This window comes from Mesorhizobium sp. ISC15, assembly GCF_037162615.1.
In the GTDB taxonomy this organism is placed as follows: domain Bacteria; phylum Pseudomonadota; class Alphaproteobacteria; order Rhizobiales; family Rhizobiaceae; genus Mesorhizobium; species Mesorhizobium mediterraneum.
On the sequence record NZ_JAVSPX010000001.1, the window covers coordinates 967,890 to 981,670 of the forward strand.

Sequence of the window (13,781 nt, forward strand, 5' to 3'; positions counted from 1 at the left end):
TTCTCGTGAGCGGGCTTGACCGCTGCGGCTTGACCGATCGCCCTTGCAGACACAATCGGCCAGGTTTCGCAGCGATTTTCCAAATTATGGATTGACGTACTTTTTTCTGCAATAGTACTGTCAGGTCAATCGGCAATAAAAAGACCGGGGAACAGGATCGAAGCGGCGGCATGGTCGCAAGCGCTGGTCCGACGATTGATTGAATTCGACGATCAACCAGAATGGGAGTCTGTCATGACCGCCTCAACCCGCCTGCGCCATCCGTTAAAGATATCTTCGATTGCGCTTGGCCTCGCCCTGGCGCTGTCGGCGCCGGCTTCTGCCGCCGACCTCGTCATTTCCAACTGGGATGGCTACATGGCGCCGGATGCCATGGCCGCCTTCAAGGCCGCGACCGGCGTTTCCGGTGAGGTCGTCGTCCACGCCACCAATGAGGAGATCATGGGCAAGCTCGTCGCTTCGGGCGGCAAGGGCTATGACGTGGTCTTCGTCTCCTCGCCCTTCGCCGAAGTGCTGAACAAGCTCGGCCTGATCGAGACGATCGACCACGCCAAGATCCCCAACCTCGCCAATCTTTATCCCGAGGCGGCGAAGCTGCCGCACGACGCCGGCAACAATTTCTCCGTGCCTTACACCTGGGGCACGACCGGCCTTTGCTACCGCTCGGATCTGGTCAAGACCGAGCCGACCAGCTGGAACGATCTTCTCGCCCCATCCGACGCGCTCAAGGGCAAGACCACCATGCTGGCGACAGACCGCTGGCTGCTTGCCGCCGGCCAGCTCGCCAAGGGCTATTCGGTCAACGAGACCGATCCAGCCAAGCTCGCCGAGGTCAAGGACCTGTTGATCTCGGCCAAGAAGACCTTGCTCGCCTATGACGATACCACCTTCTATTCGAAGCTGGTCTCGGGCGAGGCGCTGATGGTGCAGGCATGGGATGGCTGGTGCAATTATGGCATCGCCGAGAAGCCTGAGATCAAATACGTCATTCCCAAGGAGGGTTCGGACCTGTGGGTCGACACGATGGTGGTGATGAAGGCGTCAGCCAACAAGGACGCCGCGTTCCAATTCATCAACTTCATGCTGGACGCCAAGAACCACGCCTGGGCGGCCCAGAACATCGACTACAAGGTGCCGAACAAGCCGGCTATGGAAAGCCTGCCGGCCGATTTCCTCGCCAAGTTTCCCAATATGGCCATGCCGGTGGCTGAACTCGTCAAGTTCGAGCAGTTGCGTGACGTCGGCGACGCCCAGCGCGATTATTCGAAGATCGTCAGCGAGATCAAGGCCGCGCAGTAAAATCGATTACTGGAAGCAAGCTTGCGTTCCTTCGCGCCCCCCTCTGGCCTGCCGGCCATCTCCCCCTCAAGGGGGGAGATTGGCTGTGGCGTCGCTTTCGCCAATCTTCAATATTTGAAGGTAAGCGAGAGGTTGGAACTGCTAATCTCCCCCCTTGAGGGGGAGATGGCCGGCAGGCCAGAGGGGGGTGCGACTTGACGCAACCTTCCCGCTCCTCGTTGCTGATGGCGCCGGCGCTGGCCTGGCTCACCGCCTTGATGGTGGTGCCATGCGCGCTGGTGCTGGCGCTCGCCTTCTTCCGGCGCGGCATCTATGGCGGCATCGAATACACCTTCACGCTGGAGAATTTCGGGCTGGTGTTCGACCCGCTCTATGCCGGCATCTTCCTCAATTCGGCACGCATCGCCGGCACGGCAACGCTGATCGCGGTGGTGATCGGCTATGCGGCCGCCTATGCGATCGCGGCAGCACCGCGCCGGTGGCAGCCGGTGTTCCTGTTCTTCGCCGTGCTGCCGTTCTGGTCGAACTACCTGATCCGCACCTATGCCTGGATCGTGCTGCTCAACCGCGAGGGCCTGATCACCCAGCTCTTGCGCTGGCTTGGCTACACCGGCGAGCCGCCGTCGATGCTTTACACCGAAGGCGCCGTCATCGCCGGCCTGGTCTACAACTATTTGCCTTTCGTCATCCTCGCCTGCTACGCGCCGCTGTCGCGGCTCAATCCGGAGCTTGCAGAAGCCTCGCGCGACCTCGGCGCTTCGGCCATGACCACATTTCGCCGGGTCATCCTGCCGCTGACCGTGCCGGGTATCGCCGCCGGGGCGGTCTTCGTCTTCGTGCTGTCGATCGGCAATTTCGTCACGCCGGCGCTGCTCGGCGGCGGCCGCTTCCAGATGATCGGCAATCTCGTCTACGACCAGTTCCTGACCGCCAATGACTGGCCCTTCGGCGCGGCGCTGGCGATGGCGCTGATCGCTATCATGCTGCTGGTGCTGACCGCGCAGGCTTTGGCCGCAGATCGCGCCGCTGGCCGTATCGCCGAAGCGAAAGGAGGCGCGGATGGCTGAACGCTCCCCTGCCACGCGTCGCACGCTCTGGCTCGTGCTTTCGTTCGTCTTCGCCTTTCTCTACATCCCGATCGCCGTGCTGGTGGCGCTGTCGTTCAACCAAGGTGGGCTGCCGACCGTCTGGTCGGGCTTTTCGCTGAAATGGTATGCCTCGCTTGCCGGAAACGCCGCGATCCTTTCCGCCGCCCTCAACACGCTGATCGTGGCGCTGGTCTCGACCGCAATCGCCACGCTGCTCGGCACCCTGCTGGCGATCGGCGTCGAAATGCGCCGGCAGTATGGGAGAGGCCTCGAGGCCCTGATCTTTGCGCCGATGATCATTCCCGACATCGTGCTGGCGATCGCGCTGCTCAGCTTCTTCTCTATGCTCGATTTCACCCTGGGCCTGCACACCATCATTCTCGCCCATGTCGTGTTCAATCTCGCCTTCGTCTGTTCGGTGGTGCGCGCGCGGCTGAAAAGCTTCGACTGGTCGATCGTCGAGGCCTCAGCTGATCTCGGCGCCTCCGCGCTCACCACCTTCAGGCGGGTGACATTGCCGGTCATCCTGCCGGCGGTCGTCGCCGGCTCGCTGCTCGCCTTCACCCTGTCGGTCGACGAATTCATCATCGCCTTCTTCACCGCCGGCGCCGGCCGCGCCTCGACCACGCTGCCGATGCAGATCTATTCGATGATCCGCTTCGGCATCACGCCGGAGATCAATGCATTGGCGACCATCGTCATGGCGGTCTCGATCACCGCGCTGACACTGTCGCAGCGGCTCAACCGTGGGGTCATCGGCCAATGAGCGCACCCCGCACACTGCTGGCGATCGACAAGGTGTCGAAGAACTTCGGCCGGGTGACCGCTGTCGACGGCATTTCGCTCGATATCCGCGAGAACGAGTTCTTCGCCCTGCTCGGGCCTTCGGGCTGCGGCAAGACCACGTTGCTGCGCATGCTAGCCGGGTTCGAGATGCCCAATGACGGCCGCATCCTGCTCGACGGCCGCGACATCGCCAGGACCCCGCCCAACAAGCGGCCGGTCAATCTAATGTTTCAGTCCTATGCGCTGTTTCCGCATATGAGCGTCAGGGCCAATGTCTCCTACGGCCTCGAAATGGAACGCTTGCCGGCAAAGGAAATCCGCTCCCGCGTCGACGCCATCCTGGCAACGACCGAGCTCGTCGCCTTCGCCGACCGCAAGCCGGAGCAACTGTCCGGCGGGCAGAAGCAGCGCGTCGCGTTGGCCCGGGCGCTGGTCAAGCGGCCGCGGCTGCTGCTGCTCGACGAGCCGCTCGGTGCGCTCGATAAGAAATTGCGCGGCGCCATGCAGCTGGAGCTGAAGCGCCTGCAGCACGAGGTCGGCATCACCTTCGTCATCGTCACCCATGACCAGGAGGAATCGCTGGTCATGGCTGACCGCATGGCGGTGCTGAGGGACGGCAAGCTGCTGCAATGCGACACGCCGCACGCGGTATACGAGTATCCGGCCGACCGTTTCGTCGCCGACTTCATTGGCGTTATGAACTTCGTGCCGGGCAAGGCCGCCACCGACGGCGTGCTGGCGGCCAACGGCGCGCGGATATCAGGCCGGGTTCCCGCAACACTTATCCCCGGCGCTGCGGCGGTCGCATCAGTGCGGCCCGAACGCATCCGGCTGTTCCCGTCGCCAGAAACGGCCAACCGTGTTGCCGGCACCGTCGAGGCGTTGGCCTATCAAGGGCTCGACCTGCAGCTGCATGTCCGCACCGCCCTGTCGCCAAAGCCGTTCCTGGTGCGCGTTACCGCCGACGCCGCCGACCGACGCCCAGTTGCGTCAGGTGATGCGGTCGAGCTCGGCTGGGACGCCGCCGACGTCAGAATTTTCGCAGATTGATTGAAGGAGAAGCTGTCATGGCGCAGAAGACGATCGCGTTTTTTCCGGAAGCGGCCTATGGCCCGGCGCTCAATTCCGTCGGCATCGCCCAGGCGGTCGAGGCACGCGGCCACAGAGCGGTGTTCCTGTCGGATCCCGGCTTTGTCGACGTCTACAAGGGCTACGGCTTCGAGGCTCATCCGGTGAACCTGTCCGAACCGATGCCGCCCGAACAGATGGCCAAGTTCTGGGAAGATTTCATCAACGGCCATATCCCGAATTTCCGCAAATCGCCCTACGACCAGGTCGACAACTACGTGAAGGACTGCTGGACGGCGATCGTCGATAGCGCCAAATGGGCTGAGAAGGATCTGCCCGGCGTGCTTGCGACGATCAAGCCCGATGTCATCTGCGTCGACAACGTCATCCTGTTCCCGGCGATCAAGCAGTATGGCAAGCCGTGGGTGCGCGTCATCTCATGCTCGGAAAACGAGATCGAGGACGAGGACATCCCGCCGCATCTGTCCGGCTGCGGCGAGAACGACCACGCCTGCCATCAGCGCTATCGCGACCATTTCAACACGGTCATCAAGCCGATCCACGACGACTTCAACGCGTTCTTGATTGCCAACAACGAAGCGCCTTATCCGATCGGCCAGTTTTTCGAGGCCTCGCCCTACCTCAATTTGCTGCTCTATCCCGAGGCGGCAAAGTTCAAGCGCCGCCATCCGCTCGACCCGGCAAAATTCCAGTATCTGGAAGGCTGCGTGCGGCAGGAGAAACCCTACACGGTGCCGACTTTTACGAAGAATAACGACGGGCCGCTGCTCTATGTTTCCTTCGGCAGCCTTGGCGCCGGTGATGTCGACCTACTGAAGCGCATTATCGCGACGCTAGGCAAGACGCGCTACCGGGCGCTGGTCAATGTCGGCGGCTACAAGGACCAGTACGCGCAAGTGCCCGAAAACGTCATCGTCGAGAGCTGGTTTCCACAGCCCTCGGTCATCCCGCAGGTCGATGCGGTGATCCACCATGGCGGCAACAACTCATTCACCGAGTGCCTCTATTTCGGCAAGCCGGCGATCATCATGCCCTATGTCTGGGACGGCCACGACAACGCGACGCGGGTCGAGGAAACCGGCCACGGCTTCGGCATGCCGCGCTACGACTGGAGCGACGCCGCGCTGATCGCGAAGATCGAAACCTGCCTGACGGACCCCAAGATGAAGGCCAAGCTGGCGAAAACCTCGGCGCAGATGCAGTCGCAGAACGGCCCGGAGAAAGCGGCGGGGCTGTTGGAGCAACTTCTATGAGCGCGATGTTTGACGTGCGGAGCCAAGGCACCCCCCTCTGGCCTGCCGGCCATCTCCCCCTCAAGGGGGGAGATTGGATGTCACCTCGGCTTTCGCCAATCACCAACATCGCAGGAGTGAACAGGGGGCCGAAGCTGCTAATCTCCCCCCTTGAGGGGGAGATGTCCGGCAGGACAGAGGGGGGCGCCGTAGAGCGAAGCCATCTCGAAAATGAGCGTCGAACCGGAGCACCCGCATGACCGCCTCTGCGCCGCATCTCCACCAGGCCTCGACCCGCACCGACCTTGTCGACTGGGGCGCACAGCCGGATATGCTGGAAGGCGCGTCCCACTCCACCGGCAGGCTCGCCCACAAGGGACCGAACAACCAGCCGGAATCCGGCATTTGGGTCTGCACGCCCGGCCGCTGGCGTCTGGCGATTCCGCGCGACGAATTGTGCCATTTCGTTGCCGGCCGCGCGACCTACAGATCGGACGACGGCGAGGTGATAGAAATCTCCGCCGCCACGCTTGTCATGTTCCCGGCCGGTTGGACCGGCGAATGCACCGTCCATGAGACCATCCGCAACGTCTACATGCTGGCCTGACTCACGCCTGCCGCACTGGAGCTTCACGAAATGCCAACGCCAATCATGAAATCGCCGCTCGCCATCACGACCTCGTCGACTGGGGCGTTATCCCCACCATGATCGCCGGCGAATCCCGCACCTCCGGCAAGCTGCTGCACAAGGGGCCGGAGGGCCGCTCCGAATGCGGGCTGTGGGTCTGCACCCCAGGCAAATGGCACTGCCATGTCACCCGCGACGAGTTCTGCCATTTCCTCGAGGGCCGCTGCACCTATGTCCACGAATCCGGCGAGGTGATCGAGATCGAGCCGGACACGGCGGCGTTCTTTCCGCAGGACTGGAAGGGCGTCTGCACCGTCCATGAGACCATCAAGAAGGTCTACATGATCCGCTGAGCGGGGTTGAAAGGAAGACCATGGAATTCTCCGCTGACCGGCCGGCCTTCTTCGTCAATCCGGATTATCGGCCGATGGCCGGCACAAGAAAGCCGGTGATCGACCCGGCGACGCTCGAAACCGTCGGCGCGATCGCGACTGCAACCGATGGCGAGATCGACGCCGTGCTGACCGCGGCGACCAAGGCGCAAGCGGCATGGAAAAAGCTCGACGCCAAGAGCCGCGCCAAGCATCTGCATGCAGTCGCGAACGCCATCGAGGCGGCCGACTTCACGCGCTGCGCCGAGCTGATGGTGCGCGAGATGGGCAAGCCCTATCCGGAAGCGATCGGCGAGATCGCCAATTGCGCGCCGATCTTCCGCTATTACGCCGAAATGGCGCGTGACGATGCCGGCAAGATTGCCGGCACGACGCAGGCCGGTTCGTTCCAGTACGCGCGCTACGAGCCTTACGGCACCTCGGTGCACATCATGCCCTACAATTTCCCCATCCTGTTGATGTGCTGGACCGTCGCCGCTTCGCTCGCCGCCGGCAATGCCTGCGTGATCAAGCCGGCCGAAGCGACGACATTGTCGACGCTGGATTACATGGCCGTGTTCCGCTCCTTGCCGGAGGGCCTGGTTTCCTGCCTGCCGGGCGGGGCGGCCACCGCGCAGGCGCTGATCGCTTCGGACCGTACCCACGCGGTCGCCTTCACCGGCTCGGTCGCCGCCGGCAAGGCTGTCGCCGTCGCCTGCGCCGAACGCATGAAGCCGTGCGTTATCGAGGCGGGCGGCAGCGATCCGCTGATCATCAGCCAACACGCTCCGCTTGATATAGCGGCGGCCGGCAGCGTCACCGCCGCGTTCCATCTTACGGGCCAGGTCTGCACCTCGGCCGAGCGATTCTTCGTCGTCGATGCCGTTCACGACCGCTTTGTCGAGCTGTTTGCGCAGAAGACGCGTGCGCTGCGCATCGGCAACGGCCTCGACAAGACCGAGATCGGGCCGCTGGTCAGCGAGGCGGCGCGGGCGAAAGTCATGCGGCTGGTCGATGATGCGATCCGCAGCGGCGCCAAGGCGGTCACCGGCGGGCGTATTCCGCCGGCGCATAATGTCGGCTGGTTCTACGAGCCGACGATTCTCACCGGTGTCACCCCCGGTATGGCGATCGTGCGCGAAGAGTGTTTCGGACCGGTCGCCGCGATCTGCCGGGTCAAGGATTTCGACGAGGCGATAGAACTTGCCAATGACAGCCCGTTCGGGCTCGGCGCCTCGGTCTTCACCACCGACCTTGCCGAGGCGCATGAGGCCGCCGAACGGCTCGAAGCCGGCATGGTCTGGGTCAACAATCCGCTGATCGACAATGACGCGCTGCCTTTCGGCGGCTGGAAGGCATCGGGCCTCGGCCGTGAGCTCGGTCGCCAGGGCCTCGATGCCTTCCGCCGTTCGAAGATGGTCATCATCGACCACAAGCCAGCGATCCAGGACTGGTGGTATCCCTATCCCGACAGCTGGTTTCGCGAGGCCGGCGGACGCAAGCACGTATGAGATATGAACGGCTGCGTCAGCCGATGCTCTCGCCGCCGTCGATCACCAGCGCCTGGCCGGTCATGAAGGACGAACGATCGGAGACGAGGAACAGGATCGCTTCGGCTATTTCTTCCGCCGCGGCCCAGCGCTGCATGGGAATCTTGGTGCGGACATAGCGTTCGATCGCATCGCGCCCGCCCATCTGGGCGATGAACGGCTCGTTGAAGGGCGTGTCGACCCAACCCGGACAGAGTGCGTTGACGCGGACATTGTGCTTGGCATAGTCGAGCGACATCTGCCGGGTCATCGCCACCACGGCATGTTTTGAGGTTGCGTAGGCGATCATCTCGCGGTCATAGAACACACCCGAATTCGAGGCGGTGTTCACGATGACACCGCCGCCCTGTTCGATCATCGACGGCATGACGAGCCTGGCCGCGAGGAACTGCGCCCGTACGTTGATCCGCCAGGAGGCATCCATGCCGTCGACGCCGACTTCGGTCAGCGTGCCGCCGACCTGGACCCCGGCATGGTTGTGCAGGACATCGATCCGACCATGTTTGCCCAGTGTGCCCGTAATGAGTTGCTCGATCGCCGCATCGTCGCCGACATCGGTGGCGACCGCTTCGGCCCGGCCGCCGGCGGTACGGATGTCGAAAGCCGTGGCTTCGCCCGCAGCCTGATCCCTGTCGGCGATCACCACCACCGCGCCTTCCCTAGCCATGATCATCGCACCGGCGCGCCCGATGCCCGACCCGGCGCCGGTCACCACGGCGATGCGATCTTTCAGAATCATGATGCGACTTTCAGTTTGATGGTTTGCGTTGGCGCAATTGCCATTGGGCAAGCACCACAAGCAGAACGGAGGCGACGAGGACGATCGTCGCGATGGCGTTGATTTCGGGCGTCACGCCGCGCCGGATCGAGGCAAAGACATAGATCGGCAATGTCGTCTGCGCGCCGGCGACGAAGAAGGCGACGATGAAATCGTCGAAGGAGAAGGTGAAGGCAAGCAGGAAGCCGGCGATCACCGCCGGCATGATCTGCGGCAACACGATGCTGCGGAACGTCGTCAGCGGGGTGGCATAGAGATCACTTGAGGCCTCGACCAGATTGCGGTCGAGGCTGCCGAGGCGTGTGCCGACGATCATTGCCACCAGCGCCATCGAAAACAGCCCGTGCGCGGCGATAATTGAGCCGTAGCCGAGTGCGAGGCGCGGCGGCTGGTCGTTCGGCCACAGCGACGCGAGAAACGGATTGAGGACCCCAAACAGCTGGACGAGCGCGACCAGCGTCGAGATGCCGATGACGACGCCCGGAACAACGATCGCAGCACCCAGGAGCGCATCGAAAACGGCGCGTGTCCGCGCGCCGACGCGCGCCAGGCCAAGCGCCGCCGCCGTGCCGCACAGTGCTGCGAGCAAGGCGCTGGTGGTGGCGATGAACAGGCTGTTCTTCAGTGCCTCGACCAGAAACGGGTTCGACAGCGCCTTGCCGTACCATTGCACCGACAGGCCGGTGAGCTCGCTGGCGTGGCGGCCGGCATTGAAGGAGAACAGCACCACAAGCGCGATCGGCAGGTAGAGAAATGCAAAGACCGCTATGACGAAGGCGCGCATCAGATCAGGTCCACCCGGCGCGCTCCGGAAAGCCGGGTCGAAATTCGGTTGGCGGCAAGCAGCACCACCACGGAAACCAGAACCAGCGTTATCGCGATTGCCGACCCGAACGGCCAGTTGCGCGACTGCAGGAACAGGTCGACCAGCGCGTTGCCGATGAAGAAGACCTTGCCGCCACCGAGCAGCGTCGGGATCAGATATTCGCCGAGCAGCAGGATCATGACCAGCGAGAAGCCGGTCATCACACCCGGCAGCGACAGCCGCAGCGTCACGCCTAGGAATGTCGAGATCGGCGTGGCGCCGAGATCGGCGGAGGCTTCCAGCAGCCGGCGATCGAGCCGCTCGAGGCTGACATAGATCGGCAGGATCATTAGCGGCAGATAGCCATAGACGATGCCGAGCAGGACCGCGCCCGGCGTGTTGATCAGCCGCACGTCTTCAAACCCGACATAGGCCAGCAATGCCGGGATGCCGCGCCCGCCCAGAACATACATCCAGGCATAGGTTCGCATCAGCAGGCTGGTCCAGAACGGGATGACGACAAGCGCAAGCAGGATCAGCCGCCACCGCTCCGGCGCGCGCAAGGCGAGGTAATAGGCGACCGGATAGGCGACGAGGAGACAGGCCAAGGCGCCTGCCGGTGCCAGCACCATCGTGTTCCAGAAGGCAGTCGCCCGTGCCGGAAGATTGGCATATTGCGTGAGCGTGAAAGCAGCCTGATAGCCGCCTTCAGGCGCCCGCTCGCCGACGCTGAAGACGGCGATCGCGATGAACGGCAGGACCAGAAACACCACCAGCCACGCGGTTGCGGGACCGAGTAGCAGCGCGGTCAGCAGATTATGACGAAGGACATTGCTGCGCATTAAAAAACCGCCCCGGTGCCGGCGGACATCTGCCCGCCGGGTGAGTTGCCTGCATCGGACCTAGGGCCCGCCCGGTTCAAGCCGACTTGAAGCGGGCCATCAGTTCGGCCCGGGCCGGATCGGTCAGCGTCGCAGCCGCACCGAATTCCAGCGGAGTCAATAGTTCGGCCGCCGGGTAGAGGATCGGATTGTCCAGCACCTCCTTAGGCAGCAGCGCATTGACCCGCGCGTCGGTGGAAGGCGCGCCGTTGGCCAGGTGCTCCTTGACCGCGACCTTCGGGTCCATCAGGTAGTTGAGCAGGGCATAGCCGGCGGGCTTATTGGGCGCGTCCTTCGGAATGGCGTAGAAGTCGGTCCAGATCTCGCCGCCCTCCTTGCCAAGCACATAAGCGATCTCGGGAATGTCGCGGTGGAGCTGCGCCCCGTCATTGGTCCAGCACATCGTCAGCCAGGCGTCGCCGGCACGCATCGACGGCTGGTAATCGCTGGAAACGGCAAACAGGTGCGGCTTGACCTTCAGCAGCAGTTCCTCCGCCTTGGCGAGTTCGTCCTGCTTCAGTGAGTTGAACGAGAAGCCGTAATATTTCAGCGCATTGCCGATCGTGGTGAGCTGGTAGTCATGAACCATGGTCCGGCCGTCGCCCTCGGTCATGGCCGTATCCCAGAATTCCTTCCAGCTCGTCACCGGCTTGGTCAGCTTCTTGGTGTTGACGGCAAATCCGGTGGTGCCCCAGTTCTTCGGCACCGCGTAGGTCGCACCGTCGATCGTGCCTTCCCCAGTGAAGCGCGGGTCCTGTTGCGAGCCGTCGAAATTGGCAAGCTTGGCCATGTCGAGCGCTTCGATGATATCGAGCTTCTTGTAGGTGGAGATCGTGTAGTTGGTCGGCACGAAGAGGCTCCAGCCCGAGGCGCCGGCCTGCAGCTTGGCCAGCATCTCCTCGTTTGACCCGAACACATTGACCTCGACAGCAACGCCGGTCTCCGCCTTGAAATTCTCGAACGTCGCCGGGTCATGATAATTGGGCCAGGTGGCGATCGACATGCGGTCGCCAAGACCCTCCTGGGCGAAGGCGGGCGAGGGCATGATGCCGAGTTCGCGGGCCATCACCGCCGTTGCCACGCCAAGACCGGTGAGGCCAAGGAACTCACGGCGGCCGATCGAACCGCGCTTGAGGCGCATCAATTGGTCGACGAATTTTTCGGGGTTTATCGGCAGTCCGTCACGATATGATTTCGACATGTTTGTTTTCCCTCTGGTTGGTCCCGTTGTTCTTGGGATCCGGGAACGCGAGCGGCGTTCCTGATGTAAAGCCGATGGCGACGGGTTCACCCGGCTTGAAGAGATTTCGACCGCCGATCAGGTGATCGGCCTTGGCGAGCAGCGTTCCGATACCGCCGACCTCGATCGCATATTCCGCGGTCGAGCCAAGAAAGATCCGGTTGCGGACAATGCCGTTCAGCCGACCGCTTCCCGGCGCGCCGAGGCTTAGGGCTTCAGGACGCAGGCTGACGGCAACGGCTTCGTCCTGGCGCAGCGAAGTCCGTTTGCGCGCGGCAATGACGGTGCCGTCGGCAAGTGCCACCTCGACGAGGTCGCCCGAGTGCCCGGCGACCTTGCCGCTCAACAGATTGGTCTTGCCGACGAAGTCCGCGACGAACAGATCAGCGGGCTCGTCATAGATTTCGCTTGGCTGTCCGAGCTGGACGATGCGCCCGCCATTCATGACGCAGACGAAATCGCTCATCGACAGTGCTTCTTCCTGGTCGTGCGTGACAAGGACGAAGGTGATGCCGATCTCGCGCTGCAGGTTCTGCAGCTCTATCTGCATGTCGGTGCGCAGTTTCTTGTCGAGCGCCGCCAGCGGCTCGTCGAGCAGCAGCACCGCCGGCTTGTTGACCAGCGCGCGCGCCAGGGCGACACGCTGCTGCTGGCCGCCGGAAAGCTCGTGGATCTTGCGGCGGCCGTAGCCGGCAAGCCGCACCATGGCGAGCGCCTCGCCTGCCCTCAGGCTGATCTCCCGCGACGTCAGCCGCGGCCGCGCCTGGCGCAGCCCGTAAGCGATGTTGTCCTCGACATCCAGATGCGGAAACAGCGCATATTGCTGGAACACCATGTTGACCGGCCGCCGGTAGGGCGGCGTGCCGGCCATGTCGCGGCCGCGGATGAACACCGCGCCTTCGCTCGGCTGTTCGAAGCCGCCGATCATGCGCAGGCAGGTTGTCTTGCCGCAGCCGGACGGCCCGAGCAAGGCGACAAAGGCAGACGGCGGGATGGCTAGATCGATGCCGCTGACCGCAGTCACGCTGCCGTAGCGTTTGGTGACCCCGCGAAACTCGATATCTGGCACTGCGGTCAAAGCTGCGGGCTCCAGCGAAGGCGATTTTCAAGACGCTATCAGAGCCAACGGTGACTAGTATATACCTCGCAGGTGGTATATTTGGTCTATTTTCTCGTTTAAAGGGGTATAAATTGAGCGGATCGCGCGGCGACGAATACAATCAGCTCGCTGCGCTCATCGCGGCGACACGGGAGACGAGCGGCGAGCTTTTCGGCAAGGCGATGGTCGCTTGGCTCCGGCGGCATGTCAGCTTCGATCACTGTGTGATCTTCGGCTATCGCGGCGCCTCGCGCCCGCCGCTGCTGTTCGAGACGTTCTCGCCGGCCGAAAGCCACGTCTTCGTCGCGCTCTATCAGGAAGGGCCTTATCTGCTCGACCCGTTCCATCACGCAGCGGTCGAGCGAAAGGAAGGTTTTTGGCGCATGCGCGAGCTGGCGCCGGACCGCTTCTATGCCAGCGAATATTATCGCTCCTACTATAGCCAGACCAAGCTGGCCGAGGAGGTCGGTTTCTTCGTGCCGCTTAAGGGAAAGGACGCGCTGGTGGTCTCGCTGATGCGATTGCACGCTTCGGGACCATTCGGAACCGCCGACGCCAGGTTGCTGCGTGACATGGCGCCGGCGGTGATCGGTCTCGCCAGGCTGCGCTGGCCGGCCCTTCCGGCCGACCAACCGGCAGCGACGAAGCAGGACGAGGCGATTGCGCCGGTCAACGAGTTCGAGCGTGCTCATATCTGGAAGAGCCTTTCGCTCACGCCGCGAGAAAAGCATGTCGTCGATCTGGTGCTTCAGGGCCATTCGACGGAATCGATAGCCAGGGCGATGCGCATCGTGCCGGGAACCGTAAAGGTCCACCGCCGCAACATCTATCGCAAGCTCAAGATCAAATCGCAGGCTGGTCTCTTCGCGCGTTTCGTCGAGATCATCGACGCGCGGATTCGGTAATCCACGATTTCGAAATGGCCTCGCTCAAGC

Annotated in this window: 13 protein-coding genes and 1 pseudogene; 9 read left to right on the top strand and 5 right to left on the bottom strand. The window is 63.0% G+C overall.

The annotated features are described in order from the left end of the window. Positions 1 to 234 precede the first annotated feature (234 nt). The 8 genes and pseudogenes from RPG13_RS04820 to RPG13_RS04855 all read left to right on the top strand — a co-directional run bounded on the left by RPG13_RS04820 (position 235) and on the right by RPG13_RS04855 (position 8,004). Positions 235 to 1,299: a polyamine ABC transporter substrate-binding protein gene (locus RPG13_RS04820; RefSeq protein ID WP_337124508.1), complete on the top strand. Its 1,065-nt coding sequence runs from the start codon at positions 235 to 237 to the stop codon at positions 1,297 to 1,299. Positions 1,300 to 1,523: 224 nt separating this feature from the next. Beyond that, entirely contained in the window at positions 1,524 to 2,366 is an 843-nt protein-coding gene (locus RPG13_RS04825; RefSeq protein WP_126107309.1) for an ABC transporter permease, read from the top strand. Further along, on the top strand, positions 2,359 to 3,153 hold the full coding sequence (locus RPG13_RS04830) for an ABC transporter permease (RefSeq protein ID WP_337124509.1): 795 nt from the start codon (positions 2,359 to 2,361) through the stop codon (positions 3,151 to 3,153). The genes RPG13_RS04825 and RPG13_RS04830 overlap by 8 nt, the downstream gene beginning before the upstream one ends. Continuing rightward, complete coding sequence (locus RPG13_RS04835; RefSeq protein WP_337124510.1) at positions 3,150 to 4,223, top strand: ABC transporter ATP-binding protein; 1,074 nt, start codon at positions 3,150 to 3,152, stop codon at positions 4,221 to 4,223. The genes RPG13_RS04830 and RPG13_RS04835 overlap by 4 nt, the downstream gene beginning before the upstream one ends. A 17-nt stretch (positions 4,224 to 4,240) precedes the next feature. Continuing rightward, positions 4,241 to 5,515 (top strand): glycosyltransferase, encoded by a 1,275-nt coding sequence (locus RPG13_RS04840; protein ID WP_337124511.1) that lies wholly within the window; start codon positions 4,241 to 4,243, stop codon positions 5,513 to 5,515. A 235-nt stretch (positions 5,516 to 5,750) separates the two neighbouring features. Beyond that, a complete protein-coding gene (locus RPG13_RS04845; protein WP_337124512.1) occupies positions 5,751 to 6,101 on the top strand; it encodes a cupin domain-containing protein in 351 nt (116 codons plus the stop codon). Between the two features lie 30 nt (positions 6,102 to 6,131). Beyond that, a pseudogene (locus tag RPG13_RS04850) lies at positions 6,132 to 6,475 on the top strand (cupin domain-containing protein). A 20-nt stretch (positions 6,476 to 6,495) separates the two neighbouring features. Then, positions 6,496 to 8,004 carry an aldehyde dehydrogenase family protein gene (locus tag RPG13_RS04855; RefSeq protein WP_337124513.1) on the top strand — a complete coding sequence of 503 codons (1,509 nt, stop codon included), beginning with the start codon at positions 6,496 to 6,498 and terminating at the stop codon, positions 8,002 to 8,004. A gap of 16 nt (positions 8,005 to 8,020) precedes the next feature. Here the strand turns inward: RPG13_RS04855 and RPG13_RS04860 are convergent, their stop codons facing one another. The 5 genes from RPG13_RS04860 to RPG13_RS04880 form a co-directional block, all read right to left on the bottom strand. Continuing rightward, entirely contained in the window at positions 8,021 to 8,782 is a 762-nt protein-coding gene (locus RPG13_RS04860; RefSeq protein ID WP_128243508.1) for an SDR family NAD(P)-dependent oxidoreductase, read from the bottom strand. 10 nt (positions 8,783 to 8,792) lie between these two features. Next, positions 8,793 to 9,605: an ABC transporter permease gene (locus tag RPG13_RS04865; protein WP_128243507.1), complete on the bottom strand. Its 813-nt coding sequence runs from the start codon at positions 9,603 to 9,605 to the stop codon at positions 8,793 to 8,795. Further along, complete coding sequence (locus RPG13_RS04870; protein ID WP_337124514.1) at positions 9,605 to 10,468, bottom strand: ABC transporter permease; 864 nt, start codon at positions 10,466 to 10,468, stop codon at positions 9,605 to 9,607. The genes RPG13_RS04865 and RPG13_RS04870 overlap by 1 nt, the downstream gene beginning before the upstream one ends. A 76-nt stretch (positions 10,469 to 10,544) precedes the next feature. Next, on the bottom strand, positions 10,545 to 11,708 hold the full coding sequence (locus tag RPG13_RS04875) for an ABC transporter substrate-binding protein (RefSeq protein WP_337124515.1): 1,164 nt from the start codon (positions 11,706 to 11,708) through the stop codon (positions 10,545 to 10,547). Then, positions 11,689 to 12,825 (bottom strand): ABC transporter ATP-binding protein, encoded by a 1,137-nt coding sequence (locus RPG13_RS04880; protein ID WP_292713729.1) that lies wholly within the window; start codon positions 12,823 to 12,825, stop codon positions 11,689 to 11,691. The genes RPG13_RS04875 and RPG13_RS04880 overlap by 20 nt, the downstream gene beginning before the upstream one ends. A 113-nt stretch (positions 12,826 to 12,938) precedes the next feature. On the opposite strand from RPG13_RS04880, the gene RPG13_RS04885 reads away from it, so the two are divergent. Next, positions 12,939 to 13,751, top strand: coding sequence for a response regulator transcription factor (locus RPG13_RS04885; protein ID WP_095484956.1), 813 nt, complete (start codon positions 12,939 to 12,941; stop codon positions 13,749 to 13,751). The last annotated feature ends 30 nt before the right edge of the window (positions 13,752 to 13,781 follow it).